Raw genomic sequence first — 26,199 nt, forward strand, 5'->3', positions numbered from 1 at the left:
GGCCGGCCGGCGCGGCACACGGCCGCACACGGCCGGGAGGAAGGGTGGCCTGCGCGTCGTCGTCGCCCGGTGTGCGCGCCGCTTGCGCACCCCACCGGCCGACCGGCCCCTTCTAGATCCGCCACACTCCCAGCACGGCCCGCTCCCACGGCGGCGGAGCCCGCGTCCCGCCGGCGGCCGGGACCGCCCGGCCCGACGGCGCCGCCCCGGACGCGGCCACGACCGGCTCGTCCGGCACACCGTCGGGAAAGACCAGCGACTGCCCCGGCTGGAGCCGCGGCGGCACATCCGCTCCGGGGCAGTGCTCCCGCTCCGGCCCGGGGCAGCGGTGGACGGCGTCGGCGGTGGGCGTCACGGCGTCCACGGCCCAGCGGGCGGACGCGACGAGGGAATCGACCCGCGCCCCCGCCTCCGGCGCCGGCCCGTGCGCGCACCCCAGCAGATGCACCAGGGCGGCGAGCACGACGAACAGACCGGCCACGGGCCACCGCCCGCGCCGCCGTGCGGCTCGTAACACCCCGGAGATCACGTCGCTCAACGTACCCGATCCCTCACATAAGGTATCCGTCAAAATGGGGTCGGGAATGATCGCCGAATCCCGCGGCCCGCACCCGCGCCCCGGCGTACCGCCCGCCGGCCACCGGGCGACACCCCGCCACACCGCACGCGAAGCCCACCTGAACACCGGACGAACCGCTCCCGCCCCGGCCCGCCCGCCACCTCGCTGACCTGCGCGTTCCCCACCCTTCCCGGCCCGTGGCCACCGCCCCGCCGCCCCAGCGCCGTATCCCGCCCCCGACCGGAACACCGGGCGTCACACCGTGAGTTCGGGCCGTTCCGGCACCGCCTCACTACGGCCGGGAATCGCCGTAGGAGGCGGGCGCACTCACCTCCAACGGCGGCACTCGGGGAGCGACGTGCGTACGGCAGGCGGCGCGGCGGCGGCCCCGGACGGTGTACCGGGGCCGCCCGGTGCGGCTGCGGCTACCGGCCCTCGACGGGCAGGAGTCCGCGCTCGCCGAAGACCTTCTTGGCGACGAAGGTGGCGTTGAGCGCCTTGGGCATGCCGCAGTAGACGGCGGAGTGCAGCAGCGCCTCGACGATCTCCTCGGGGGTGAGGCCGACGTTGAGGGCGGCGTTGATGTGGACCTCCAGCTGCGGTTCGCAGCCGCCGAGGGCGGTGAGCATGCCGAGGGTGACGAGTTGGCGGTCGCGCGGGGGCAGGGCGGGACGGTCGTAGATCTCACCGAAGGCCCAGGAGACGACCTGGTGGCCGAGTTCGGGGCTGATGTCGGCGAGGGCGTCGATGACGCGCCGGCCGGCTTCGCCGTCGACCTCGGTGAGGATCTCCATGCCGTGCTCGAAACGGTCCTGGCGGGTGGTCGCGGCGGGGGTGGCGTTCATGGGCGGTCCGTCTCCGGCTGCTGGGTGAGCAGCGCCTCGTAGTGCTTGATCTTGTCGTCGAGCGCGGCGGCGTTGCGGCGCAGCCCGCGGATGCGCTCCGCCAGCTCGGCCTGGTGCTCGCGGAGCATGGCGAGCCGGTCGGTGACGGTGGCGTCGCCGGCCGCCCGCAGCGTCGCGTAGCGCTGCATGTCACTGATGGGCATGCCGGTCTCGCGCAGCCGCAGCAGGAACTCCAGCCAGGCGAGGTCGGCGGCCGCGTAGCGGCGCTGATTGCCGGTGGTACGGCCGACCCGCTCGATCAGCCCGGCGCGCTCGTAGTAGCGCAGGGTGTCGGGGGACAGTCCCGTCCGCTCGGCGACCTGAGCGATCGTGAGGGTCGGTTCCCGCTGGTGAGCGGCGCTTTCGTCGGTCATGGAGAGACCGTAGAACTTGGAGTGCGCTCCAGATCAAGGGCCGGTGGAGTGGCGCCCGTCACCGGTTCCCGGCGCGGTCCGCGGTGGGGCACCGCTCTCCGGTCGGGCCGTGAGCGGTGCCCTCGGCGGGTGCTCGCTCCGGGCCGGGGCATCGGCATCAGGCCCGGCTCTCCGGTAGGCGTCCCGTCCGGTCGACGGCCTCGACCGCGGCGGTGACCGCCGCGATCAGGCGGTGGTTCTCCGGGGCGCCACCGCCTCCCGGCGCGAAGCTGCGGCGGGTGTAGCTGTAGGCGATCCCGGTGGCGGGGTCCGCGAAGGACTGCGCGCCGACCGCCCCGCTGTGGCCGAACGCCCGCGCGCTCAACGACCGGCCGTACCGCACACCTTGGGCCTCGAAGCCCAGCAGGAAGTGGTCCACCTCGCCGGTGACCAGGTCCGTCCCGGGGGTGTGCGGGGTGGTGAACTCCGCGAGTACGTCCGGGCCGAGCAGCGGGGCGCGGCCGTCGACCGGCGAGATCGCCGCGGCGTACATCTTGGCCAGCCCCCGCGCCGTACCGACGCTGCCCGAGGAGGCCGAACCCCGGGCGCGCACCTCACGGGTGTTGGCGTACGCCACCAGGTCGGTGGGCGGCCCGGCGTGCGCGTTGAAGGCGAGAGCGGTCAGGCCGGTGGGGGCGGGCCCCCGGTCCGTGTCCGCCCGGCCGGGTTGTGCGGGCAGGTAGCGGCTCTCCTCGCTCGCGGGCAGCCCGAGGTGGAAGTCGAGCCCGTAGGGGATCCGCAGCCGCTCGCCGTAGTGCTCCTGGAGCGTGCGGCCGGTGATCCGGCGTACGACCTCGCCGGTCAGCGCCGTGACGGTGAAGGCGTGGTAGCCGTAGCCCTCGCCCGGTGTCCAGGCCGGGGGGAGCGCTGCGAGCAGTTCCGCCAGGCGCCGTTCGTCGGCGAGTTCGGCGATGCTCAGCCCGTCCGGCGTGCCGAGGAGTCCGGCCCGGTGGGCCAGCAGGTCGCGCAGTGTCAGTCCGGCTTTCCCGCCGGCGGCGAACTCGGGCCAGTCGCGCGCCACGGGCCGGTCGAGTTCCAGTACGCCGTCCTGGACGAGCAGCGCCGTGACCAGGTGCGCGGCGCCCTTGCCCGAGGAGTACAGGGCGAACAGCGAATCCCGGGTGACCCCCGGCCCGGTCCACAGGTCGACGACCGGGCGCCCGTCCAGCCGTACGGCCAACTGCGCGCTCAGCCCCGGCTCTTCGGCGGCTGTCGCGGCGAACGCGGCGCGTACGGCGGCGAATCGGTCATCGGCCTCCCCGTGCACGACGACCGACGACAGGGCGGCCGGTGCGGGCGCGGCCGGCGGGGCGGTATCGATGTGACGACTCATGGATTCTCAACTCCGTTGATGTACCGGCACGTCGGGCCGGCCGGCCCGCCCATGACAGGCGCGTGTGGGGATGACGGCGCCGACGCCGTCCGATGAGATGGCCAGAACTGTACGGTGCAGTTCATGTGAACTCAACTGTTCAGTGCATCTGCTTGCTAACGTGAGACGGGTGAAGGACTCCACGAACAAGCGGAAGCCGCCGTCGGGGGAGCGCGCGGCCCGCAAGCGCGCGGCGATCATCGAAGCCGCCCGGGAGCAGTTCCTCCGGCACGGATTCGGCATCGGCGTGGACCAGATCGCCACCGAGGCAGGCGTGTCGAAGGTGACGATCTACAACCACTTCGGCAGCAAGGAGGACCTGTTCACCGAGGTGGTCGGCGACGCGCTCGACCAGGCCCTGGGCGACTCGGCCCGAGCGATGGACCGGCAACTGGCGGCGGACGACGACATCCGCGAGGTACTCACCGCGGCGGCCCGCGGCTGGGTCGAGGGGATCGCCCAGGACGAGGTCCTGGCCCTGCGCGCGCTCATCGCCGCAGAGTCCCGCCGCTTCCCCCAACTGGGCCGCGCCTGGCGCACCCAGGGCCCGGACCGCTTCGCCGAACCGCTCGCCACCGCCCTGAGGTCCCACCCGGACCTGGACATCCCGGACATGGAACTGGCGATCCTCCAGTTCTACGCCCTGGTCCTCCACCCGCACCTCGTCCACAGCGGATACGGCGAACGCCTCTCCCCCGACCTCGCGGACCGCCTGGTGGAAGGCGGGGTGGACATGTTCCTGGGGTACTACCGCAAGGCGTGAGGTGCACCCGGCGACACCGTCGGCGGCTCCCTGCGGGCCGCCGCGTTCTGCGTCACCGGCACCCCGTGCCGCCGGCCTCGGCCAGGGCTTCGACGACGGCGAGGACCGAGGGGCGGACCGACCTGTCCGTGCGCCACGTCGCGTACACCCGGCGGATCAGCGTCGGCTCGACGTCTACGACCCGGATGCCGTCGGGAAGCGGCCCCAGGCCCAGCGTGGGCACTACAGCCAGACCCACTCCCGCCGAGACAAGGGCCAGCTGGGTGGGGTGCTCGTCGACGGTGTGCACGATGCGGGGCTCCGCACCGTGACTGCGCATGGTGAGTACCAGCCACTCGTGGCATGTCGAGCGTCGCGCCCGGCTGATCCACGGTTCGTCAACGAGGTCACCGATGCCCACCGAGGCGCGCCCGGCAAGGGGGTGTTCTTCGGGCAGGGCCACCTTGGCGGTGTCCGTCACCACGAGCCGCTTTGCCACGTCGGAGGGCCAGGCCAGAGGCGAGTGGGCCCAGTCCTGGACCACTCCGACATCCAGGTCGCCACGTTCCACCTGTACCAGAGGCGACGCGGAGTCGAGCTCGTTGATCCGCACTTCGAGGTCGGGCGCACGCTCGCCCAGCAGGCGCAAGGCGTGAGGGACCAGGCCCCGGGCCGCCGTGGGGAAGGCACCCAACGTCAGCGTGCCCACTACCTCTGCCCGGTGTGCCTGCAACTCGGCCTCGGTACGGTCCACCAGCTCCAGGATGTGTGCGGCACGGTCCGCCAGCAGGCGGGCCACAGGCGTCAGTTCCACGCCGCGCCCGCTGCGGATCACGATGCGGTGCCCGCACTCGTGCTCCAGCTTGCGGATCTGCTGGGAGACGGCGGACGCCGATACGTACAGGACGTCCGCTGCCGCGCTGACGGAGCCGTACTGAGCGAGGGCTCGCAGGGTTCGGAGGCGGTCGAGATTGAGCACGGTGAAGGACTCCTACATCGGCGGATCACATTTTATTGCTTGTCGTTGACGGGCGGTGATCGCAGGGTTTCCTCCATGGACTCGCTACGCCCCGGGGCCGACGAGGCAGCCACCTCCTTGCCCCGCCCCGCCCCACGCTCCTCTCCCCACGCCGCTCCCGCGGCCGCCGTCCACCGCGTCGGTCCCGGTGCTCCGCAACGCCCCGGCGCCTCCCACTCGCCTCTCGACTGGCGGGTGCGCTTCGCTCTCCTCGCATTGGTCTGGGGGCTGAGCTTCCTCTTCGTCAAAATCAGCGGGCAGGCGTTCGCGCCGCTCCAGGTGTCTCTGGGACGCGTCGCCTTCGGTGCCCTCGCCCTGCTGGCCGTCCTCGTGGTCCGACGGCAGCCGCTTCCTCGGTTCGGGCTCCTGTGGGGCCATCTCGCCGTGGCTGCGCTCTTGCTGAACGCCATCCCCTTCACGCTCTTCGCCTACTCCGAGGAGCGGATCACCTCCGCGCTCGCCGGCATCTGCAACGCCACCACCCCTCTGTTCACACTGCTGGTGGCGGTCAGCGCGCTGCCGGGGGAGCGTCCCCACCGTAACCAGATGGTCGGGATGGCCCTCGGATTCGCCGGAGTGCTGGTGGTCTTCGGCATCTGGAACGGTGCCGACGTGGGAGACCCGGCGGGTGCGGGCATGGCTCTGGGGGCAGCCATGAGCATGGGCGCGGGGTGGGTATACGTCCGGCGCTTCGTCACCGGCTGCGGCCACTCCGCGCTGCCCCTGGCGGCCGCCCAACTGATCGCGGGTGCCGTCGAGCTCGCCGTGGTCACCCCCTTCCTCACCTCGGCGCCCACGGCCTTCCCGGCCACGCAGGTGCTCTCCCTCCTGATCCTGGGTGCGCTGGGCACGGGAGCGGCGTTCCTGATTCAGTACGGTCTGGTGCGCGACGCCGGCGTCACCATCGCATCGATGGTGACCTACCTGGTCCCCGTCGTCTCCACACTGGCGGGCGTCATCGTCCTGGACGAGGCGCTGAACTGGCACCAGCCGGTGGGCGCCGTCGTCATCCTGGCCGGCGCGGCTCTTTCGCAACGCACGGGGCGTACGGCAACTCCGCCGCGTTCGGCGCCCCCCGACGAAGTCTCCGCGGAGTGACCGCCCCTTACGCATCCGGGAACACCCGAAGAAGGGTGAACGAGTTGAAGACCGCCGTAGACGATCTCAGCGGCCCTGAGACCGCCCGTTTCCTCCAGGAGCACGTCCAGCAGATGCGGTCACGCACGAGATCAGGCGAAAGGAACGTAGAGGCAGCGCGAGATCCATAACCGAACGGGAGGGCCGGCTCCGCGGACACCGGCCTCTTCGCACCCGATCCGGCGCGTGAGCGTCAATTCGGCTCGGTAGTGGGTGCGTTATGGCCCACAGCCACATTCGTCCCGAACGAGGTCCGGGCGGGATCAGCACCTGCCCGTTCGGCGTTGCCACAGGTCAGAGTGTGGGTAACACACAAGCCCCAGGTCACTGACCTGGGGCTTTTCTCTGGAGCGGGTGACGGGAATCGAACCCGCGCTCTGAGCTTGGGAATCCCTGATCACTACGGCGGTTACCCGTGCTGACCTGCACGAACACGGGCTACAGGGCTTCTGCGCGGGCGCGCAATTTACCGCTGTTCACCGCAAGTCCCCGTGGGATGTGGTGCGGAAGTGGTGCGACGTGGTGCGGTCGGCTGCCGCGCGCCTGCCGCGCGCTGCCGCGCGCCTGCCGCGCGGGTGCCCGGGGTCTGCCGCGCGGGTGCCGCGCGGTGTGGGTGTGCTGCCGCGCGGTGCCGCGCGCTGGTGTCCAGAAAACTGGACGGTGCCGCGCGCCCGGCGGTGGCTTTCCGCGCGCTACCGCGCGCTTGCCGCGCAGCTTCCGCGCGGCGTAGGAGTGCTTGTTCGCAGATCTTGCAAACGGGCCATGGGCTCCGTGATCACACCGTATGGTCGTGCCTGGCAGTGGCAGCAGTCACGCTCAACCTCCGCACATGAGGGGAGGTGACAGCGGATGCCATGTCGAAGGAAAAGGGAGCGAGGCCCGTGGGGGCCCTTAACGTTCCTGGTCGCTCTTCTACGCCTCGCGTTGGAGCTGATCAGGCACTAGGGACACCCCACGAGCCAACCCAATCGACCATGTGAATGGTCGGCGCGGGGTCATGGTGAGCGACCACCATGGCCCCGTTCTGCTGCCAACCTGGTGTGGCCTTCCCCGGATCATGCGCATCCGGCACAAGAACCAGCCTGTCAATGCTGGTTCTTGTGCCAACACGGTATCTAGATCTCTAGGCGCGCGGGCACTTTACCGTGAACGAACTCGAACTTACATGTGACAGTGGCATATGCCAGAGACCCTTTCGCCCCTTCTCTCGCGCTTGTCTTGTCGCTTGTCGTCTGCGGCCGGCGTGGGGGTGCTGGCGGTGGGGTGGTGGCTCTGACCTGCGGGGCGACAAGCGACAAGACAAGCGACAAGCGACAAGAGGAAGAGCATGAAGGAGCGGCCTTCGGCCGCGCGTCCTTCGGGCGCCTACGGGGTGCCGGGGCGGCGCCTGGTGGGCGTCTGCGGGCAGCTCGTGGGGATGGTGCGGCCCGGTGGTCCCGCAGCGAGGCTCTTAGTGGAGGGCGCCCCTACTAAGAGCCTCGCTGGCCCGCTCCCGGGGTGCGCTCGGCGCCGCGGCGGTTGTCCGGCGGTGCGGTCCGTCGGCGGGTGCGGCGCGGTGTGGAGAAGAGACCACCGCGGCGCGGGGGCGGGGTGGTCTCTTCTTCGTCGTGACGTCAAGGGCGTCACGGGTTCCGTCACGGCGTCGCGGGGGCTGTCACGCCCGTCACGGCGGTTGTCACGGGTGTCACGGTGGGGTGTGACGGGGGTGTGACGCCGTCACGGGGGCCGTGACGGCGGCCGGGCGCGGCGGGAGCTGCGGGGCGTGTGTCCGTCTGCGGGTGCGTCGTTCTGCGGAGGCTCTTAAGGGGCGGGGCCGCTCCCCTTAAGAGCCTCCCGGCAGCTGTCTGCGGGCCGCAGTCGCCGACGGGGCGGGCGGGGTGTCCGGCTGGGCGGCTGAGGGTCGTGCGGCCGTAGGCCGCTCCTTCTTGTCCTTCCGCTTGTGGCTTGTGTAGTCGGCTTGTGGCGTGGCTTGTGGCGCCACAACTTGTGGCTTGTGGCGGCGCAGATCAGGGGCGGTTTCGGCGCCTGGCGGCCGTCCTGGGGCGTGTTCGGTGACAAGCCACAAGCTGCGCCACAAGCACCGGTCGCCGGTCGGCCGGGAGAAGAAGAGCACCGGCGCCCGCGGTGCTCTTCTTGCCTGTCGTCGCGGGCGAGCTTGAGAGCTGTTTCAGGCTCTATGGAGAAAACTTTTTGAATTTGCCCGTCTCACCCGGCTCAGCCCGTCTCACCGCAGGTCAGGGCCATGGTGGGTGAGTCTGGTTGCCCGTCTCATGCCCGGCTCACTGCCCGGCTCACCCGGCTCAACCCCTCCCGCCGGCCGCCGGAGACCTGACCGCCGTGGCGGTACGGATGGCCTTCCAAGGGGGGCGGCCCGGGAGGACTTTCTCCTCACGCCTTTCTGGGCGACCTCAGCTACGTCACCGACCGGAAATCCGGCAACTAAGAGTCACTAGAACCGCTTGTTGTCGCTTGTAGCGACAACAAGCAACCCCCCTCCACACCCCACACAAGGCTGCCGGACGGCCCTTTCTGCCTTGTCGCTACAAGCGACAACAAGCACACACCGTAACCACCGTGGGGTGACGCACAGTCGACCGCCGTACGTCACCCGGGAGCCCTCAACGGATCGGCCGGCCGGGAGCCGGGACGCCGCCGGGCAGCCCACCGGCCCCGACCGGCGGGGGCGAGCGGTCGATTGGATTGATCGGCTTTCCGCAGGTCAGCATCGGCGCGCTGATCGACCGGGGATTGGCGTTGATCGGCATCTGCCAGCCGATCAGCGCCGATCAGGAGCCGATGGCCAGCCGATCGGCCGCCGATCCCGCGCCGCCCGCTGGAGCCCCCGAACAGGGCGGATGTACGCGGACGGGGCAGGTGGCGCCGGGACGTCGTCCGCGTGGTGTCCGCCGGGATTGGCTGTGCCAACGGCTGCAACATGGCGGGGCGCCCCCGTGTTGCAGCCGTCCTTCCGCGCCTCCGACTCGGCGGAACCGCGCCGGACGAGCGGTCCCGCCGGCCGCCCGGCGAGCGGGTGAGCGGAGACCTGCGAGCGACACGGGCCCAGCGGGGCATTTCCGGGCCGGGGAGGCGTCTCCCGGCTCTACCCGCTCGATGCTGCGGCGCCATGGGGTGATGGTGACGGAAAGCTACTGGGTAGTGGGTAGTGGGGCGTGACACCCCACTACCCACTAAACCCCCTCACGCCGCCCCTAGGGCTGTTCGGAGGGCATATCTACTGGGGATTCCTCACTACCCAGTACCCAGTACCCACTACCCAGTAGAGTCACGGAAAGTGACCATCGCGGTCGCTCGGGCCCTGCTCGGGAACCCGCTCGACACCCGCTCGCACCCCGCTCGCGACCCGCTCGACGCGGGGTCGGTTGAGCGGGTGCCGAGCGGGGTGCGAGCGTCCTCAGAGCGCCCTTCGAGCGGGTACCGAGCGACCCCTGAGCACCCCGCCCACGACGAGCACGGGGACGCTCCCCCTTGGAAGGCCACCTGAGTGGCGCGGCGGGGCGGTCGGCGGCCGGCGGGAGGGGGTGAGTCGGGTGAGACGGGCAGTGAGCCGGGCATGAGACGGGCAACCGAACTCACTCATCACGCCTCTGACCTGCGGTGAGACGGGTTGAGTCGGGTGAGACGGGAAAATTCGAGAAGTCCCTGGCGTAATGCGAAGATGCTGTCGCCCTGCCGAGCGTCAGCTCTACTCGTTACGCTGGTGTGCACCAGATGGCGATCAGGGAGCGTGCCACGAATGGCAGAGACCAAGACAGCTCGGGTGGAACGCACGATCCGGGAATGGGTCGGCGGTGACGGGAAGCTGGCTCCCGGCGACAAGATGCCGTCCGAGCGCGCCTTGACCGAAGAGCTTGGCATCGGCCGTACCGCTCTTCGGCAGGTGCTGGCGAGGCTTGTGGCCGAAGGGGTGCTGGAGGTGCGCGGCCGGAGTTCGTATCGAGTCCCTGAACCGGACGCGGCCCAGAAGCGCACGGGTGCGAAGTCCGGGGAGCTGGAGCCGTGGCGTATCTACGGAGATCGGCCGGTCTACAACAACCGTTGGGTCCGGTTGGAGCTGATGGACGTCGAACCGCCGGGAGTCGAGCGCTTCGAACACCACGTCGTGCGGCTCCAGCACGTGGCGATCACCGCCGTGCTGGACGACCAGGATCGAGTGCTCATGCTGTGGCGCTATCGGTTCGTGCCCGATCAATGGGGGTGGGAGCTTCCCGGCGGCATTGTCGACGCGGGTGAGGACGCCAAGACGTGCGCTGGCCGGGAAGTCGAGGAAGAGACGGGGTGGCGCCCTACTGCCCTGAAGCACGTCACCACCTACCAACCGATGGTGGGCATGGTCGATTCTCCCCACGAAATCTTCGTCAGCCAGGGCGCGGAGAGGGTTGGCGAGCCCACCGATGTTGAAGAGGCCGGCCGCGTGGAGTGGGTGCCTCTTGCGGAGATTCCGGCGCTGATGGCGGGCGGCCAACTCATGGGTTCCGGCACGCTCGTGGCGCTGCTCCACGTGCTGGCGGAACGCAAGGCGGGAGCATCTACAGCCGTTGGCTGAGCTGGTCGATGCGGCGGCGTTGTCGCACCGATCCGGTGCGACTCGCCAGCCGCCGCGCGGCCCGCAACTGCTCTTGCGCCTGGTCGTACTCGCCGCGGGCAATGTGGGCTTGCGCCAGGTCGCAGCGGAGCCCCGATTCGGCGCGGATGAACGTCGCGTCGAGCGCGTCGAGCGCAGCGTAGAGGCTGCTGACCGCTTCACCATCTCCGATCAAGGCCAGGGCGTTTCCCTGCCATCGGGACAGGTGCGTGCCGTTCAGGAAGATGCTCAGCATGTCGGGGTCTCGCGCCTCTACGCCGGGCGGGAGGACATCCGCAGCCCTGTCGAGCGAGCGACGGCAGTCATCCGGTAGTCCCGCCTTCGCGCAGATCTCCGCCTCGGCTGCGTGGAGCCACGCTTGAAGACGCGGTGAGATGCGGCCCCGCCCTGCTTTCTGCGCCTCTCGAACCAGCGATACGGCCATCTCCGGACGCCCGGCGTCGCACAGCACGTACGCCTGCTCTGCCATGGCATGGGCCAGATACATGGGCTCTTCGGCTTCCTGGGCGGCGCGCTTGCCCAGCTCGTAGTTCCGCCAAGCCCGTTCGACAGCTCCGGCGTCCAGGGCCTGCCAGGCCGCAAGTGTCGCCGCCGCCGCGAGCGCCTGAGCGACCGGCCGGCGGGTTTCAGGGAGGACCGCGAAGGTCAGCGCGTCTTCGAGCCTGCCCAGGTGCCCCGTCATCTGGTCGACCAGGCCAGCGGCGCCCATCTGCCGGTCCATCGTGCGCAGCAGCTCAGTCTGATCGGTGAACGCCTTCACCATGTCCAGGCTGACGCTCCCGGCCGAGTCGATACGAGCGAGGAGCTCGCCGTACCCATCGGCCGACGGGAATACCGCCGTTTTCTTCTCCGTCAGCTCATCGTCGGTGAGCCCAAGCAGCGGCCGCAGGATGGCGGCGAACCGCGCGGTGATTCGGCGCTTGCTGTTCTCCCAGTCGGAGACATAGACGCGAAGGCTGGCGGTCGACGGCACATCGAGCACGTGACGCCGGGCGTACGCCTCGATCTCGCGCACCAAACGTTCCTGCGACCACCCTCGTGCGCTTCGCGCGTCCCTCAGTCGCTCACTCACCTCTACCAACCCCCTCACGGTGCAGACGAACTGCACCCAGCATGCCCTAAAGCCGCAGGTCATGGGGCCTTAACAGGTCAACTGTTAAGGACTGTTGGCTACCGCCAGCCCCCTCTCAGCGCTTCCCTTGAAGCAGCCAGGAGGGCGCGGCTCAGAGCTCCACGGGACCAGCCCCCTTGCATCTGGTGCGCACCAGATGCATTCTGTTGGTGCGCACCAGATTGGAACGCGAAAGCGGGCCACGACTGGCTTACGCCGTCATGACCCGAAACAGCAAGGAGCGGCGCACCTACCGCCAAGCAAGACGCCGCTCCCCGACCCACGAAGGGGTGTCTCCATGATGCCTGCAACTCTCGTAGAACGTCCCGTCGGGCCTGTCTCGGCGCCGCTGCTGGTGGAGCGTCGTCTTCCCGGTGAGCGGTTTCCCCGGGTGCCGGTGGATGGGGTGCAGTTGACGCGTGAGCAGGTGGCCGCTGCTCTGTTCACTCAGCGGGGTTCGTTGCCGGTGCTGCCCACGGAGGAGCAGTTGCTGCGGGCGGTGTCGCGGGCCCTGTTGATGTTCGGCCTGGAGGGGGTGAACGACCGGGTCAGCTACCTCGACCTCGGCGGGTCGCTGGCGCGGGCCGCACAGACGGCGTGGTGCTTCGCGTACAGCCTGTGCGTGCGGCACTGGTACCAGGACGCCAGCTCGGAGCCGATCCCCCAGCACCTGATGGCCGTCGCCTTCCACGCGAGCCTGCCGCAGAACCACAAGGTCGGCTCCTTCCTGAAGGCCCCTGAGTTCCATGGCCTCCTCGCCGAGGGCATCGCGCGGGTCGGGGTCGACACCATGGTGCGCCTGGGCGCGGCCATGAAGGCGGAGTTCGGCCCGTCGTGGACCCCGGCGCCGGACGCCGACCTGCGGCGGGAGTACCTGGCCGCCATGCCCGACCGGCGGCGCCGCCGCGTCGCCTTCGAGGCGGCCGTGAACATGCCGTTCGACGCTACGACCCGCCCGCTGATGGTGTGGCGCAACGACGGCCGGTACGCGATCGGCATCACGCCGCCCAGCTCGGTCATGGGTCCTGACGGTGACGCGCCGACCGGTGCCGGTGTCGCGGTGGGGGAGCGCGCGTGACCCAGTACACCCGGCCGCACCTGAACGCGGCCCGTCGCCGGGCGAGGAAGAGCTTCCTCGCCCGGCGGGACGGCCGCCGCTGCACCTACTGCCGCACCCCGTTCGCCGCCGACCTGCGCGACGCCACCCTCGACCACGTCGTCCCGATGTCCCTGATGCGGACGTGGGACACCCGGCACCTGGTCCTTGCCTGCCGCGTGTGCAACAAGGCCAAGGGCAACAGGCTGCCGCTGTCGATGGCGCTGCTGCTGTGCGCCCACTGGCCCGCCCGTGAACACCCCACGGACACTGGTGAACACCCCGGCGCCTGCCGTGAACGGCGGTCGGCCGGTCGTGAACAGCGGCCGTGCACCGGTGAACAGCCGGGCGCCGCCGTGAACGGCCCGGTGGCCGCCGGGCAGGCTCGTGAACGGACGGATGAACACCCCGCCCTCCACCGTGAACACGCTGCCCCGCGCCGTGAACAGCCGTGGACGGTCGACTGGGCGCTGTTGGCCCGCCTCGCCCACGCCTGCCGCTCGACGCCCGTCAAGGCGCCGCCGACGCCCGTCAACGGTCCTTCGACGCCCGTCAATCCGTGCTCGACGGGCGTCAACGCCCCCAGCCGCCGACCCTCGACGCGGCCATCCGCGAACCGCTCCTCCGGCCGCCGGAGCGGCGCCGGTGCGGTGTGCCCGTCGACGCCCGTCAACCAGAGTTCGACGCCCGTCGACCCGACTCCGACGCCCGTCAACGGGACCGTCGACGCCCCCGCCCGGAAGGGAGACGCGGCATGAGCGAGGAGATGTTCCCTCCGCCGTCGAACCCGATGGCGGTGGCCCGGCAGCTGGTGGAGCACTGGCAGAGCGGCGGTGTGCTGGTGCTGCGGCACTGGTGTGGCACGTGGATGCGGTGGGAGGACGTGCACTGGCGCGAGATGGATGACCAGGAGCTTCGCGCCTGGCTGTACAAGCAGATGGAGCACGCCACCTACGAGGCCGTCACGCCCAAGGGAGAGCCGGAGGTGCGCGACTGGGCCCCGACGATCCCGAAGGTGGCCAACTTGACGCAGGCGATGACGGCCGTCACCCACCTCTCCCCCCGCGTCGACGCCCCCGCGTGGCTCACCGACGGCGGGGACGGCGGCGGGCGGCCGGTGGGGGAGCCGGTGGTGGCGTGCACCAACGGCCTGCTGCGCGTCGCGGACCGCTCGTTGACGCCGCTCACGCCACGGTTCTTCAACCTGGTGTCGGTCCCGTTCGACTACGACCCCACCGCCACCGCCCCCGCCTGGGAGAGCTTCCTGGCCCAGGTCTGGTCCGAGGACCCTGAGTCCGTCGATGCCCTGCAGGAGTGGTTCGGCTACATCCTGTCCGGCCGCACCGACCAGCAGAAGATTCTCCTCCTCGTCGGCCCGACGCGGTCCGGGAAGGGCACCATCACCCGCGTCCTGGAGACGCTGGTGGGCGAGGGGAACAAGGCCGGTCCGACGCTGGCGAGCCTGGCGACGAACTTCGGTCTCTCCCCGCTCCTGGGGAAGTCCCTCGCGCTCATCTCCGACGCCCGCCTGTCCGGCCGGGACGGTCAGCAGGTGGTGGAACGCCTCCTGACCATCTCCGGGCAGGACACCATCGACGTGGACCGCAAGTTCCGCGTTCCGTGGACGGGGAAGCTGCCCACCCGGATCATGATCAGCTCCAACGAACTGCCCAACTTCGGGGACTCCTCCGGGGTCATCGCGAACCGGTTCATCGTCCTGCGCACCACCGCCTCCTGGCTCGGCCGGGAAGACTCCGGCCTCGGGGACAAGCTGAACGCGGAGATGCCCGGCATCCTCAACTGGGCCCTCGACGGCCTGGACCGCCTGGAGAGCACCGGGCGGCTGACCGTCCCGGCCGCCTCCCGCGACGAGATCACCGTCATGCAGGACACCGCGTCCCCGACGTCGGCGTTCCTGCGGGAGCGCTGCACCACCGGCCCCGACCACACCGTCACCATCGACGCCTTGTGGGCGGCGTGGAAGGAGTGGGCGGAAGACAGCGGTGTTCCGCCCGGCACGAAGGCCCTCTTCGGGCGCAACCTCCTCTCCGTCGTCCCCCAGCTGCGCCGCAGCAGGCCCCGCGGGGCCGACGGCCGCCAAGTGCCCATCTACACCGGCGTCGCGCTCGCCACCGCTGACGCCGACCAGGCGCCGCCGCCCCGCGCCGCTCCACGTCCGGCTGTCGAGTGGCCGCCCGTGGCCGCTCCTGGCCGCCCGGCGCCCCCGCAGCAGAGCGCGCTGTGCGCCGGATGCGGTCAGCCCTTCCACCCCATCGAGCCGGGCCAGACCACGCACCCCACGTGCGAACCGGCACGCCTCCCCGCCTGACGCAGCCGACACCGGGCCGGGCCGCACACAGCGGCCCGGACGCGTCACCCCTCCCGGCCGGCAGGCCCACTTCGGGCTCACCTCGAACCGTTTCGGGGCCACCGGCCGGGATTCCGAGAACACCCGAACTCGTTTCGGGGCCGCGCTGCACCACTTCGAATCGCGTCCCCCGAACCCCGCAGAAGTCCGGACGCTGCTTCGGGCTCACTGACCCTCGTTTCGGGGGCGGACCGCGCCGTTTCGGGCGCACCGCAGTCCGTTTCGGGGGCGACCGAGCCCGTTCCGGGGAGACCTCCCCGCGCTTCGGCAGCAGCGCCACCAGGTACGACCAGGAGCCATTCACCGATGTCTTTCCAGCTCAAGAAGACCTGTCGCCCAAGGGGGAGCGCTGTGCTTGAACGTCACCTGTCGGTACGCGAAGCCGCAGAGTTCCTTGGCGGCGAACGGTTCGTACGGCGTCTCATCGCGGAGCGGCGCATCACGTACGTGAAGGACAAGCGGCTCATCTTCATCCCGGAGAGCGCCATCGAGGAGTACCTGAAAGCCCGCACCGTCCCGGCCCTGGGCCCCTCCTCCCGCAGGAGGGCCGCCTGATGGCGAAGATGGGCCCGGAGCCCGGCGCGAACAAGCGGCGGTTCGGCACGGTGCGGCAGTACCGCTCCGGCCGCTGGACGGCCACCTACTTGGACCACTCCGGCGAGCGGCACCGCGCACCCGAGACCTTTGCCAGAAAGGCGGACGCGGAGATCTGGCTGTCGCAGGTCGAGGCGGACCTCACCCGAGGAGACTGGCGGGCGCCCGACGCGGGCGCGGTCAACTTCCAGGAGTACGCGCTGGAGTGGGTGGAAGACCACGATCTCGCCGAGACCACCGAGGAGCTTTACCGGCGGCTCCTCCGGCTCCATCTGCTGCCGCAGCTCGGCGAACTCGATCTGGACGAGATCACCGCGCCGGGCGTCCGAAAGTGGAGGACGGAGCGGCTGAAGGCGACCGGCGCGACCACCGTCGCCAAGTCCTACCGCTTGCTGAAGGGCATCCTGGAGACGGCGGTCGATGATGAGCTGATCCGCCGGAACCCATGCCGTATCCGTGGCGCGGGCAAGGAATCGGCGGCCGAGCGGCCGACGGCCACCGTTGAGCAGGTGGACGCGCTGGCCGATGCCGTGGGCCCGCGCTGGCGGCTGATGGTCTTCCTCGGCGCCTACGGCCCGATGCGGCCGGAGGAACAGGCGGAGCTACGCCGGAAGGACGTGGACCTGGACGCGATGACGATCCGGGTCCGGGCGGCGGCGCCGGAGCTGACGAACGGGAAGCGCGCACTCGGGGAGACCAAGTCGGACGCCGGCCGACGGCTCATCGTGCTCCCGGGGTTCCTCCACAAGGACTTGCGGCGCCATCTCGACTGGTACGCGGAGAAGCCCCAGGACGGCTTGCTGTTCGTCGGGGAGAAGGGCGCCCCCTTCCGGCGCTCCTCCTTCGGCCGGAAGTGGCGGAAGGCTCGTAAGGCGGTCGGGATGCCGGACAACTTCCGGCCCTACGACCTTCGTCACACCGGCCACACGCTCTCGACACGATCCGGGGCGACGCTGAAGGACACGATGGTGCGGGCTGGTCAGTCCACCGAGCGGGCTGCTCTCATCTACCAACATTCCGATCTTGACCGTCAGCGGGAAGTGGCCGGTGGCCTTGACCGGATGGTCCGCGAGGCGCGCAAGAAGGCGTCTGAGGCGGCGAAGGAAGGCGGAAGTGGTGCGGAAGTGGTGCGCGGTGCCTGAATTGGTTTAGACAACACGAAGGCCCAGCTTGGGGGTTGTGCCCCTGAGCTGGGCCTGAGCAGTTGGAGCGGGTGACGGGAATCGAACCCGCGCTCTGAGCTTGGGAAGCTCATGTTCTACCATTAAACTACACCCGCGAAATCGCCAGCATGTGCGGCGAGATATCTGCGGACACTCTACCCCATGGCCCGGCCGGCGCGTGCGGCGCCGCGGTGCGGGGCGGTGGCTCCGATGGTGTGAAGCTGCTGTGGGGGCGGGAGTTGGGGCGTACGGTGGGGTGGTTCCCCGGTTGCTGAGCGGGGTGCGTCCATGGTCCTCGGCGGTGCTTTCCGGTGGCGGAGTGCCACTGGAGAAGGCGCCCGGTTGATCCCCTAATGTGGCTTTCGTTGTCCACGCAGTTGGGAGAGGACTTGATGGAGCGCACCGTCGTCCGTTGTGCCGAGGGGCACGTGTTCAGCACCGCTTCGTTCCCGATGCAGACCACCGACCGGCTCGGCCCCGGACGGCTGCTGCGGTGCCCGCGCTGCGCACGGCTGCGCAACGCGGTTCCGGTGGAGTACGCGAAGCGGTAGCCCGGCGGCCCGCCCGGCAGGTGTCGGGGCGGGCCGGAACCGACGGAAGCAGGAGTGACGGGTGGCGGCCCGGTCCCGGTGGGGCCGGGCCGTCCTCGTGTCCCGGTCCCGTGGCCGCCGGATGGCGCGGGGGGATCACCGGCCGGAGTTGCGCAGGTCACGCCCGTCCGCCACAGGTGGGGTCCAGGTGGGCGGGCGCGTATCCTCGTCCCCGTGCTTCTCTCAGACAAGGACATCCGGGCCGAGATCGACGCCGGTCGGGTGCGCATCGACCCCTACGACGAGTCGATGGTGCAGCCGTCCAGCATTGACGTGCGTCTCGACCGCTACTTCCGGGTGTTCGAGAACCACCGCTACCCGCACATCGACCCCGCCATGGAGCAGGCAGACCTGACGCGTGAGGTCGTGCCGGAGGGTGACGAGGCGTTCATCCTGCACCCCGGCGAGTTCGTACTGGCCTCGACGTACGAGGTCATCACGTTGCCGGACGATCTGGCCTCCCGGCTCGAAGGCAAGAGCTCGCTGGGGCGGCTGGGGCTGCTGACGCACTCGACGGCCGGATTCATCGACCCGGGGTTCAGCGGGCACGTGACCCTGGAGCTGAGCAATGTGGCGACGCTGCCGATCAAGCTGTGGCCGGGGATGAAGATCGGGCAGCTGTGCATGTTCCGCCTGTCCTCGGCGGCCGAGCACCCCTACGGGTCGGAGCGGTACGGCTCCCGGTATCAGGGCCAGCGGGGGCCGACCCCGTCGCGGTCCTTCAAGAATTTCCACCGTACTCAGGTGTGAAGGCATGCCCGCCGGAGCGAGCGTGCGCGGCGGGGGTGGCGTACGGCGTGCGAAGGCGGGGCTTGCGCCCCGGGGCGTGGCGCGCACAGGGCGTAAGACAGAGAAGGTCTGAGAGAGATTCGTGAGTGACGTACGGGAAAACCTGACGTACGAGCGGTTCGGCGGAGCCATCCGCGAACTGGCGCAGACGATCGCCGACGACGGCTTCGAGCCCGACGTCGTGCTGTCGATCGCGCGTGGCGGAGTCTTCGTCGCCGGTGGCCTGGCGTACGCGCTGGACTGCAAGAACATCCACTTGGTGAATGTGGAGTTCTACACCGGTGTGGGCACCACGTTGGAGATGCCGGTCATGCTGGCGCCGGTGCCGAACGCCATCGACTTCAGCGACAAGAAGGTGCTGATCGCCGACGACGTCGCCGATACCGGTAAGACGCTCAAGCTGGTGCACGACTTCTGCAAGGACACCGTCGCCGAGGTCCGCAGCGCGGTGATCTACGAGAAGTCGCACTCGCTGGTGAAGTGCGAGTACGTGTGGAAGCGCACCGACGACTGGATCAACTTCCCGTGGTCCGTGCAGCCGCCGGTGGTCCGCCGGGACAACCAGGTGCTGGACGCCTGACGGACGAGCTGATCCCGGAGGGGCCGTGGCGGAGCGCCGCGGCCCCTCCGGCGTTCCGGCGCGCACGCCGACGCCGAAGGGCCCCGCCCCCGGAGAGATCCGGGGGCGGGGCCCTTCGGTCCGTACGGGCCACGGGCCTGTTTCACGTGAAACAGTCACCCGGCCGGTCGTACGGTCAGAGCGTGCCGAGCTTGACCAGGGCGAGCAGGGCGACCAGTTGGATCGCGGCGGCGCCCAGCGCCTTGGGCCACGGCAGGTCGTGGGACTTGCTGACCATCTGCGTCAGCAGGAAGCCGGAGGCCAGCCAGGTCAGCCAGCCCAGGACCGTCACCAGCGGGCTGTCGCCGCCGAGGAACATCGCGAAGAGCAGCCGGGGCGCATCCGTCACGGCCGTGATCAGCATCGACAGGCCGATGGTGGGCGCCCAGGCACCATCGCCGCCGAGCTGACGGGCGAGGGTGTGGGTGACCGCGCCGAGGATCAGTCCGCCGACGATGAACATCACGGCGGTGATCAGCACCCACGGGATGCTCTGTGCGAGCGTGGCGTTGAGGACGTCCTCGCGCGCCTTGTCGAAGCCGAAGACGGCGAGCAGTCCGTAGAGGAACGAGACGATCAGCGCGGGCGCCCAGACCTGGTGGTCGCGCATCTGCCAGAACGTCGCCACCGGCCGCAGCACGATGCCGGAGAGCAGCTGCTTCCAGTGCAGCCGGGGGCCGGACGGGGCGGTGTTCTGCCCGGCGCGGTAGACGCCGCCGTCGTCGTACTGCCGGTCGTCGTCCCCGTAGGGCTGCTGCCCGTACGCGTCCGGGGCCTCGCCGAGGCTGAACTGCTGGGTGTGGCCGGGGGCGTCGGCGGTGGAGTACGGGGGGTGGTACGGCTGCTGTTGGTAGCCGCCGTCGCCGAAGTACTCCGGCTCGCCGGGGCGGTCCGGCTGCGTGGCGCCGGGCCCGCCGCCGTACGGCCCGGACTGCGGCTGCTGCCACTGGGCGTGCGGGGGCGGGGGCTGCTGCCCGTAGGGGCCCTGCCCGTACGGTGCCTGCTGCCCCTGCTGCTGCCTGTCCTGTGCGGCGCGGGGATCTTGTCCGCGACCCATCCTGAATCCAGCCACGCCCACGAACGTACCTGCTCCGCACCGGACCGGTGACGGCCCGGGACGGCGGGAGGGGGTTTGCTGCCGAGCTGTGACATCCCCTAGGGGTAACCGGACACCGCTACCTGCCCAAACCGGCCATGACCCCTAGGGGACGCCCCGAAGGGGAGGCGCGCCTCAGTGAGCCGGCCCCCGGTGGAGGGTCAGCTCGGGCAGGCCCTCCATGTTGTCGGAGCCGGTGGCGACGGTGGTGAAGCCGTGGTGGGCGTAGAAGGCGCGGGCACCGGTGTTGGCCTCGAAGACGTGCAGGGTGAGGCCGCCGGGCCGGTGGGCGAGCGCCGTTTCCAGGAGCCGGGTGCCGAGCCCGCGGCGCAGTTCGTCCGGGTGGAGGTAGAGGTCTTCGAGCACGTCACCGTGGACGGCGGCGTAGCCGATGACGTCCGTGCCGCGTTCGGCCACCCAGGTGGTGCAGGTAGGCAGCAGCCGGTCGCGGACCCAGGCGGTGACGGCGTCGAGATCGCGTCGCTGCGGCGGGAGGTAGGGCATGGTGACCCGCCGGGATTCGCGGTGGACGTGGGCGATGGCGCGGGCGTCGGCGGCGCCGGCGCGGCGGACGCGGACGCCGTCGGGCGCGGTGCCCTCGGGGACGGCGGTGCCGCGACCGGACGCGGTGTCGCCGGCGTCGCCGGACCGGGCGTCGGGTGCCGGGGCTGAGGTCATGGCCGCCATCGTGCCGGACCGCGCCCCGGACGTCGCCCGGATTTCCGCCCCGGCCCGGCGGGCGCAACCCGTAGGGGAGGCCCGGACACGGAGCCGGACACGAAGGCCGGAAACGCCGACGGCCGGTCCGCCCGGGACCGCTCTCGCGGTATCGGTACGGACCGGCCGTCGGCGGACCTGCCGTCAGGGGGCCGTCGGGGCGCGCCCAGGGGCCACCCGGGGCAGCGGTCTCACTTCGCCGGTTCCGGCTCCGGGGCGTCCTCGGCGGGGGCGTCGTCGGCCGGGTCGGCGGGGGTCTTGACGGAGTCGAGCAGCAGCTGCGCGACGTCCACGACCTGGACCGACTCCTTGGCCTTGCCGTCGTTCTTCTTGCCGTTGACCGAGTCGGTCAGCATGACGAGGCAGAACGGGCAGGCGGTCGAGACGATGTCGGGGTTGAGGGAGAGCGCCTCGTCGACCCGCTCGTTGTTGATCCGCTTGCCGATGCGCTCCTCCATCCACATACGGGCGCCGCCGGCGCCGCAGCAGAAGCCGCGCTCCTTGTGGCGGTGCATCTCCTCGTTCCGCAGGCCCGGCACCTTGGCGATGATCTCGCGCGGCGGTGTGTAGACCTTGTTGTGCCGGCCGAGGTAGCAGGGGTCGTGGTACGTGATCAGGCCCTCGACGGGCGTGACCGGCACCAGCTTGCCCTCGTCCACGAGGTGCTGGAGCAGCTGCGTGTGGTGGATGACCTCGTACTCGCCGCCGAGCTGCGGGTACTCGTTGGCGATCGTGTTGAAGCAGTGCGGGCAGGTCGCGACGATCTTCTTGGCGGACTTCGGCTTCTTGGTCTCCGGGTCCTCGTCGTCCTCGCCGAACGCGGCGTTCAGCGTGGCGACGTTCTCCGCGCCGAGCTGCTGGAAGAGGAATTCGTTGCCCAGCCGGCGCGGGGAGTCACCGGTGCACTTCTCGTCGCCGCCCATGATCGCGAAGTTGACGCCCGCGATGTGCAGCAGCTCGGCGAACGCCTTGGTGGTCTTCTTCGCACGGTCCTCCAGGGCGCCGGCGCAGCCGACCCAGTAGAGGTAGTCGACCTCGGTCAGGTCCTCGACGTCCTTGCCGACGACCGGGACCTCGAAGTCGACCTCCTTCGTCCAGGCCAGACGCTGCTTCTTGGCCAGACCCCAGGGGTTGCCCTTCTTCTCCAGGTTCTTCAGCATCGTGCCCGCCTCGCTGGGGAAGCTGGACTCGATCATGACCTGGTAGCGGCGCATGTCGACGATGTGGTCGATGTGCTCGATGTCGACCGGGCACTGCTCGACGCAGGCGCCGCAGGTGGTGCAGGACCACAGCACGTCCGGGTCGATCACACCGCCCTCTTCGAGGGTGCCGATCAGCGGCCGCTCGGCCTCGGCCAGCGCCGCCGCCGGGACGTCCGCCAGCTGCTCGGCGGTCGCCTTCTCCGCGCCCTCGGCGTCCTTCCCGCCACCCGCGAGCAGGTACGGCGCCTTGGCGTGGGCATGGTCGCGCAGCGCCATGATCAGCAGCTTCGGCGACAGCGGCTTACCGGTGTTCCAGGCGGGGCACTGCGACTGGCAGCGACCGCACTCGGTGCAGGTGGAGAAGTCGAGCAGGCCCTTCCAGGAGAAGTGCTCGATCTGCGAGACGCCGAACTGGTCGTCCTCGCCCGGGTCCTCGAAGTCGATCTCCTTGCCCTCGCTGGTCATCGGCTGCAGCGCGCCGAGGGCGACATCGCCGTCCGCCTCGCGCTTGAACCAGATGTTGGGGAAGGCGAGGAAGCGGTGCCAGGCGACGCCCATGTCGGTCTTGAGCGCGACGGTGATCATCCAGATGAAGGACGTCGCGATCTTCAGCCCGGCGAAGAAGTAGGTGAGGTTCTGGAGCGTCGCGACGTCCATCCCCTCCAGCCAGCTGACGACCGGGTAGGAGATGAAGAACGACGCCTCGTAGCCGTCCACATGGTGCTGGGCGCCCTCCAGCGCGTGCAGCATGAAGATGCAGACGCCGACGATGAGGATGACCGCCTCGACGAAGTACGCCTGGCCGAAGTTGGAGCCCGCGAAACGGGACTTGCGCCCCGGCTTGTCCGGCTTGCTCAGCTGGCGGATCACGATCAGCACGGCGATGCCGAGCGCCGTCATCGTGCCGAGGAACTCGACGAAGACGTTGTACGGGGCCCAGTCGCCGATGACCGGCAGGATCCAGTCCGCCTTGAAGAGCTGGCCGATGGCGTTGACGATGGTCAGCAGCAGGGAGAAGAAGCCCACCGCCACGAACCAGTGCGCCACGCCGACGACGCCCCAGCGGTTCATGCGGGTGTGGCCGAGGAACTCCTTGACCACGGTGACGGTGCGCTGCTTCGGGTCGTCGGTCCGGGAGCCGGCGGGGACGTTCTGGCCGAGCCGTACGAAGCGGTAGATCTGTGCGATGGCACGGCCGAACAGCGCGACGCCGACCGCGATTAGGACCAGCGACACGATGATCGCGGCGAGTTGCATTGATGGCTCCTCGGGCCTGCGAGAGCGGGGACTACTGCGACTACTAAGCAGTAACTTTTCGGGTCTGCGCTGAGGTTACCCAGTATCCCGGGCCCCATGAAGCCGCCCGGCCGGTGATCTGCGTCGCGCGGGCGCCCCCGCGTGAGGCGCCGCGCGGGCCCCGGGCGGTGCCGGGGCGCGGGGCGCGCCGCCCTTGATTGCTCCGCTGAGGATAAGACCGACATAAAACTTGAGCGCTCAAGACTCAACTCTGTTGACAGGTTCTGGGGGCTGGTGCATGCTTGAGTCCGTTCCACTCAAGTCACTGGAGGAATCGACATGGCACGTGCGGTCGGCATCGACCTGGGTACGACGAACTCCGTCGTCAGTGTTCTCGAAGGCGGTGAGCCCACCGTCATCACCAACGCCGAGGGCGCCAGGACCACGCCGTCCGTCGTCGCCTTCGCCAAGAACGGCGAGGTGCTGGTCGGCGAGGTCGCGAAGCGCCAGGCGGTCACCAACGTCGACAGGACCATCCGGTCGGTCAAGCGCCACATGGGCACCGACTGGAAGGTGGACATCGACGGCAAGGGCTTCAACTCGCAGCAGATGAGCGCCTTCATCCTGCAGAAGCTCAAGCGTGACGCCGAGGCGTACCTGGGCGAGAAGGTTGTGGACGCGGTCATCACCGTCCCGGCCTACTTCAACGACTCCGAGCGCCAGGCCACCAAGGAGGCCGGTGAGATCGCGGGTCTGAACGTCCTGCGCATCGTCAACGAGCCCACCGCCGCCGCCCTGGCGTACGGCCTGGAGAAGGACGACCAGACCATTCTGGTCTTCGACCTCGGTGGCGGCACCTTCGACGTCTCGCTGCTGGAGATCGGCGACGGCGTCGTCGAGGTGAAGGCCACCAACGGTGACAACCACCTCGGTGGTGACGACTGGGACCAGCGCGTCGTCGACCACCTGGTCAAGCAGTTCCAGAACGGCCACGGCGTCGACCTGTCCAAGGACAAGATGGCGCTCCAGCGGCTGCGCGAGGCCGCCGAGAAGGCGAAGATCGAGCTGTCGTCCTCCACCGAGACGACGATCAACCTTCCCTACATCACCGCCTCCGCCGAGGGCCCGCTGCACCTGGACGAGAAGCTCACGCGCTCGCAGTTCCAGCAGCTGACCGCGGACCTCCTCGACCGCTGCAAGACCCCGTTCCACAACGTCATCAAGGACGCCGGCATCTCGCTGTCCGAGATCGACCACGTGGTCCTGGTCGGCGGTTCGACCCGTATGCCGGCCGTCGCCGAGCTCGTCAAGGAGCTGACCGGCGGCAAGGAGGCCAACAAGGGCGTCAACCCGGACGAGGTCGTCGCCATGGGCGCCACCCTCCAGGCCGGTGTCCTCAAGGGCGAGGTCAAGGACGTTCTGCTCCTCGACGTCACCCCGCTGTCCCTCGGTATCGAGACCAAGGGCGGCATCATGACCAAGCTCATCGAGCGGAACACCACGATTCCGACGAAGCGCTCCGAGATCTTCACGACGGCCGAGGACAACCAGCCGTCCGTCCAGATCCAGGTCTACCAGGGCGAGCGCGAGATCGCGGCGTACAACAAGAAGCTCGGGATGTTCGAGCTGACGGGTCTGCCGCCGGCCCCGCGTGGTGTCCCGCAGATCGAGGTCTCCTTCGACATCGACGCCAACGGCATCATGCACGTGACCGCCAAGGACCTGGGCACGGGCAAGGAGCAGAAGATGACCGTCACCGGCGGCTCCTCGCTGCCGAAGGACGAGGTCGACCGCATGCGCCAGGAGGCGGAGCAGTACGCGGACGAGGACGCGAAGCGCCGCGAGGCCGCCGAGTCCCGTAACCAGGGCGAGCAGCTCGTCTACCAGACGGAGAAGTTCCTCAAGGACAACGAGGAGAAGGTCCCCGCCGAGGTGAAGACCGAGGTCGAGACCGCCGTCGGCGAGCTGAAGGAGAAGCTCAAGGGCGAGGACTCCGCCGAGATCCGTACCGCCACCGAGAAGGTCGCCGCCGTCTCGCAGAAGCTGGGCCAGGCCATGTACGCCGACGCCCAGGCCGCGGGCGCGGACGCCGGTGCCGCGGGCGCCGCGGGTGCCGGTGCGGGCGAGGCCAAGGCCGAGGACGACGTCGTGGACGCCGAGATCGTCGACGACGAGAAGCCCAAGAAGGACGGTGCGGCGTGACGGAGGAGACCCCGGGCTTCGAGGAGAAGCCCGACGTCTCCGGCGCCGAGTCCGCAGGCAACGCTGACGACGCGGCGCGAGCCGAGTCCGCCGACAAGGCGGGCTCGGCCCCGGCCGGGGACGACAAGCAGGGCGCGCAGGACATCGCGCTCACCGCGCAGCTGGACCAGGTGCGTTCGGCGCTCACCGAGCGCACGGCGGACCTCCAGCGGCTCCAAGCCGAGTACCAGAACTACCGGCGCCGGGTGGAGCGGGACCGCGTCGCGGTCAAGGAGATCGCCGCGGCGAACCTCCTGTCCGAGCTGCTCCCGGTCCTCGACGACGTGGGCCGCGCCCGCGAGCACGGCGAGCTGGTCGGCGGTTTCAAGTCGGTGGCCGAATCGCTGGAGACCGTCGTCGCCAAGCTGGGCCTGATGCAGTTCGGCAAGGAGGGCGAGCCCTTCGACCCGACGATCCACGAAGCCCTGATGCACTCGTACGCACCGGACGTCACGGAGACCACGTGCGTGGCCATCCTGCAGCCCGGGTATCGCATCGGTGAGCGGACGATCCGCCCCGCGCGGGTCGCCGTCGCCGAGCCGCAGCCCGGCGCCCAGGGCGGCAAGTCCGCCTCCGAGGACGGTGCCAAGGCTTCGGACGAGGAGAACGGTGGCCCGGACGAGGGCTGACGTGCGGACGGCAGCGAAGA

At 70.0% G+C, this 26,199-nt stretch carries 22 protein-coding genes and 1 tRNA gene; 13 read left to right on the forward strand and 10 right to left on the reverse strand.

All coding sequences use genetic code 11. The features are described from left to right. Positions 1-112: 112 nt before the first annotated feature. The 4 genes from ACZ4M8_RS27745 to ACZ4M8_RS27760 form a co-directional block, all read right to left on the reverse strand. Positions 113-538 carry a hypothetical protein gene (locus tag ACZ4M8_RS27745; RefSeq protein ID WP_467612081.1) on the reverse strand — a complete coding sequence of 142 codons (426 nt, stop codon included), beginning with the start codon at positions 536-538 and terminating at the stop codon, positions 113-115. A 446-nt stretch (positions 539-984) separates the two neighbouring features. Then, positions 985-1,404 carry a carboxymuconolactone decarboxylase family protein gene (locus tag ACZ4M8_RS27750; RefSeq protein ID WP_467612084.1) on the reverse strand — a complete coding sequence of 140 codons (420 nt, stop codon included), beginning with the start codon at positions 1,402-1,404 and terminating at the stop codon, positions 985-987. Then, a complete protein-coding gene (locus tag ACZ4M8_RS27755) occupies positions 1,401-1,817 on the reverse strand; it encodes a MerR family transcriptional regulator (RefSeq protein ID WP_467612087.1) in 417 nt (138 codons plus the stop codon). The genes ACZ4M8_RS27750 and ACZ4M8_RS27755 overlap by 4 nt, the downstream gene beginning before the upstream one ends. A gap of 157 nt (positions 1,818-1,974) precedes the next feature. Then, a complete protein-coding gene (locus ACZ4M8_RS27760; RefSeq protein WP_467612090.1) occupies positions 1,975-3,189 on the reverse strand; it encodes a serine hydrolase domain-containing protein in 1,215 nt (404 codons plus the stop codon). 169 nt (positions 3,190-3,358) lie between these two features. On the opposite strand from ACZ4M8_RS27760, the gene ACZ4M8_RS27765 reads away from it, so the two are divergent. Continuing rightward, positions 3,359-3,991 carry a TetR/AcrR family transcriptional regulator gene (locus ACZ4M8_RS27765; protein WP_467612093.1) on the forward strand — a complete coding sequence of 211 codons (633 nt, stop codon included), beginning with the start codon at positions 3,359-3,361 and terminating at the stop codon, positions 3,989-3,991. Between the two features lie 52 nt (positions 3,992-4,043). On the opposite strand, the gene ACZ4M8_RS27770 is transcribed toward ACZ4M8_RS27765, so the two are convergent. Continuing rightward, positions 4,044-4,949, reverse strand: a complete 906-nt coding sequence (locus ACZ4M8_RS27770; RefSeq protein ID WP_467612096.1) for a LysR family transcriptional regulator — start codon at positions 4,947-4,949, stop codon at positions 4,044-4,046. Positions 4,950-5,024: 75 nt separating this feature from the next. Between ACZ4M8_RS27770 and ACZ4M8_RS27775 the strand changes: the two genes are divergently transcribed. Continuing rightward, positions 5,025-6,086 (forward strand): DMT family transporter, encoded by a 1,062-nt coding sequence (locus ACZ4M8_RS27775; protein ID WP_467612099.1) that lies wholly within the window; start codon positions 5,025-5,027, stop codon positions 6,084-6,086. A 3,793-nt stretch (positions 6,087-9,879) separates the two neighbouring features. Then, positions 9,880-10,689 (forward strand): NUDIX domain-containing protein, encoded by an 810-nt coding sequence (locus ACZ4M8_RS27780; protein WP_467612102.1) that lies wholly within the window; start codon positions 9,880-9,882, stop codon positions 10,687-10,689. Here the strand turns inward: ACZ4M8_RS27780 and ACZ4M8_RS27785 are convergent. Next, positions 10,673-11,743 (reverse strand): XRE family transcriptional regulator, encoded by a 1,071-nt coding sequence (locus tag ACZ4M8_RS27785; protein ID WP_467612105.1) that lies wholly within the window; start codon positions 11,741-11,743, stop codon positions 10,673-10,675. The genes ACZ4M8_RS27780 and ACZ4M8_RS27785 overlap by 17 nt on opposite strands. Before the next feature lie 394 nt (positions 11,744-12,137). Between ACZ4M8_RS27785 and ACZ4M8_RS27790 the strand changes: the two genes are divergently transcribed. From ACZ4M8_RS27790 to ACZ4M8_RS27810, 5 genes are all read left to right on the forward strand, one after another. Beyond that, positions 12,138-12,917: a hypothetical protein gene (locus tag ACZ4M8_RS27790; protein WP_467612108.1), complete on the forward strand. Its 780-nt coding sequence runs from the start codon at positions 12,138-12,140 to the stop codon at positions 12,915-12,917. Next, positions 12,914-13,693, forward strand: a complete 780-nt coding sequence (locus ACZ4M8_RS27795) for an HNH endonuclease (RefSeq protein ID WP_467612110.1) — start codon at positions 12,914-12,916, stop codon at positions 13,691-13,693. Before ACZ4M8_RS27790 ends, ACZ4M8_RS27795 begins: the two co-directional genes overlap by 4 nt. Next, entirely contained in the window at positions 13,690-15,264 is a 1,575-nt protein-coding gene (locus tag ACZ4M8_RS27800; protein WP_467612113.1) for a DNA primase family protein, read from the forward strand. The genes ACZ4M8_RS27795 and ACZ4M8_RS27800 overlap by 4 nt, the downstream gene beginning before the upstream one ends. Positions 15,265-15,654: 390 nt before the next feature. After that, positions 15,655-15,858: a helix-turn-helix domain-containing protein gene (locus ACZ4M8_RS27805; RefSeq protein ID WP_467612116.1), complete on the forward strand. Its 204-nt coding sequence runs from the start codon at positions 15,655-15,657 to the stop codon at positions 15,856-15,858. Between the two features lie 8 nt (positions 15,859-15,866). Continuing rightward, positions 15,867-17,039 (forward strand): tyrosine-type recombinase/integrase, encoded by a 1,173-nt coding sequence (locus ACZ4M8_RS27810; protein ID WP_467612329.1) that lies wholly within the window; start codon positions 15,867-15,869, stop codon positions 17,037-17,039. 63 nt (positions 17,040-17,102) lie between these two features. Here ACZ4M8_RS27810 and ACZ4M8_RS27815 read toward each other — a convergent pair. Beyond that, positions 17,103-17,176 (reverse strand) — tRNA-Gly (locus tag ACZ4M8_RS27815). A 249-nt stretch (positions 17,177-17,425) separates the two neighbouring features. Here ACZ4M8_RS27815 and ACZ4M8_RS27820 point away from each other — a divergent pair. From ACZ4M8_RS27820 to ACZ4M8_RS27830, 3 genes are all read left to right on the forward strand, one after another. After that, positions 17,426-17,611 carry a hypothetical protein gene (locus tag ACZ4M8_RS27820; RefSeq protein WP_345089704.1) on the forward strand — a complete coding sequence of 62 codons (186 nt, stop codon included), beginning with the start codon at positions 17,426-17,428 and terminating at the stop codon, positions 17,609-17,611. A 213-nt stretch (positions 17,612-17,824) separates the two neighbouring features. Then, the gene (gene dcd, locus ACZ4M8_RS27825) at positions 17,825-18,400 is read left to right on the forward strand and encodes a dCTP deaminase (protein WP_467612119.1); all 576 of its coding nucleotides are present in this window, start codon (positions 17,825-17,827) and stop codon (positions 18,398-18,400) included. Between the two features lie 121 nt (positions 18,401-18,521). Continuing rightward, positions 18,522-19,019, forward strand: a complete 498-nt coding sequence (locus ACZ4M8_RS27830; RefSeq protein ID WP_467612122.1) for a phosphoribosyltransferase — start codon at positions 18,522-18,524, stop codon at positions 19,017-19,019. Positions 19,020-19,194: 175 nt separating this feature from the next. On the opposite strand, the gene ACZ4M8_RS27835 is transcribed toward ACZ4M8_RS27830, so the two are convergent. The 3 genes from ACZ4M8_RS27835 to ACZ4M8_RS27845 all read right to left on the reverse strand — a co-directional run bounded on the left by ACZ4M8_RS27835 (position 19,195) and on the right by ACZ4M8_RS27845 (position 23,330). Continuing rightward, positions 19,195-20,115 carry a Yip1 family protein gene (locus ACZ4M8_RS27835; protein ID WP_467612125.1) on the reverse strand — a complete coding sequence of 307 codons (921 nt, stop codon included), beginning with the start codon at positions 20,113-20,115 and terminating at the stop codon, positions 19,195-19,197. Positions 20,116-20,289: 174 nt separating this feature from the next. Continuing rightward, positions 20,290-20,832, reverse strand: coding sequence for a GNAT family N-acetyltransferase (locus ACZ4M8_RS27840; RefSeq protein ID WP_467612128.1), 543 nt, complete (start codon positions 20,830-20,832; stop codon positions 20,290-20,292). A 230-nt stretch (positions 20,833-21,062) separates the two neighbouring features. Continuing rightward, positions 21,063-23,330 (reverse strand): heterodisulfide reductase-related iron-sulfur binding cluster, encoded by a 2,268-nt coding sequence (locus ACZ4M8_RS27845; protein ID WP_467612131.1) that lies wholly within the window; start codon positions 23,328-23,330, stop codon positions 21,063-21,065. A gap of 318 nt (positions 23,331-23,648) precedes the next feature. Between ACZ4M8_RS27845 and dnaK the strand changes: the two genes are divergently transcribed. Further along, positions 23,649-25,511: a molecular chaperone DnaK gene (dnaK, locus tag ACZ4M8_RS27850; protein WP_467612134.1), complete on the forward strand. Its 1,863-nt coding sequence runs from the start codon at positions 23,649-23,651 to the stop codon at positions 25,509-25,511. Then, positions 25,508-26,179, forward strand: a complete 672-nt coding sequence (grpE, locus tag ACZ4M8_RS27855) for a nucleotide exchange factor GrpE (RefSeq protein WP_467612137.1) — start codon at positions 25,508-25,510, stop codon at positions 26,177-26,179. Before dnaK ends, grpE begins: the two co-directional genes overlap by 4 nt. The last annotated feature ends 20 nt before the right edge of the window (positions 26,180-26,199 follow it).

It is taken from the genome of Streptomyces sp. NPDC027185 (assembly GCF_055567035.1).

Bases quoted from the DNA above. Each gene is read 5' to 3' on its own strand.
- ACZ4M8_RS27840 (WP_467612128.1), bottom strand. From the start codon at position 20,832: ATGACCTCAGCCCCGGCACCCGACGCCCGGTCCGGCGACGCCGGCGAC.
- ACZ4M8_RS27755 (WP_467612087.1), bottom strand. From the start codon at position 1,817: ATGACCGACGAAAGCGCCGCTCACCAGCGGGAACCGACCCTCACGATC.
- ACZ4M8_RS27800 (WP_467612113.1), top strand. From the start codon at position 13,690: ATGAGCGAGGAGATGTTCCCTCCGCCGTCGAACCCGATGGCGGTGGCC.
- ACZ4M8_RS27790 (WP_467612108.1), top strand. From the start codon at position 12,138: ATGATGCCTGCAACTCTCGTAGAACGTCCCGTCGGGCCTGTCTCGGCG.
- ACZ4M8_RS27760 (WP_467612090.1), bottom strand. From the start codon at position 3,189: ATGAGTCGTCACATCGATACCGCCCCGCCGGCCGCGCCCGCACCGGCC.
- ACZ4M8_RS27835 (WP_467612125.1), bottom strand. From the start codon at position 20,115: ATGGGTCGCGGACAAGATCCCCGCGCCGCACAGGACAGGCAGCAGCAG.
- ACZ4M8_RS27750 (WP_467612084.1), bottom strand. From the start codon at position 1,404: ATGAACGCCACCCCCGCCGCGACCACCCGCCAGGACCGTTTCGAGCAC.
- ACZ4M8_RS27775 (WP_467612099.1), top strand. From the start codon at position 5,025: ATGGACTCGCTACGCCCCGGGGCCGACGAGGCAGCCACCTCCTTGCCC.
- dnaK (WP_467612134.1), top strand. From the start codon at position 23,649: ATGGCACGTGCGGTCGGCATCGACCTGGGTACGACGAACTCCGTCGTC.
- ACZ4M8_RS27780 (WP_467612102.1), top strand. From the start codon at position 9,880: ATGGCAGAGACCAAGACAGCTCGGGTGGAACGCACGATCCGGGAATGG.
- ACZ4M8_RS27810 (WP_467612329.1), top strand. From the start codon at position 15,867: ATGGGCCCGGAGCCCGGCGCGAACAAGCGGCGGTTCGGCACGGTGCGG.
- ACZ4M8_RS27845 (WP_467612131.1), bottom strand. From the start codon at position 23,330: ATGCAACTCGCCGCGATCATCGTGTCGCTGGTCCTAATCGCGGTCGGC.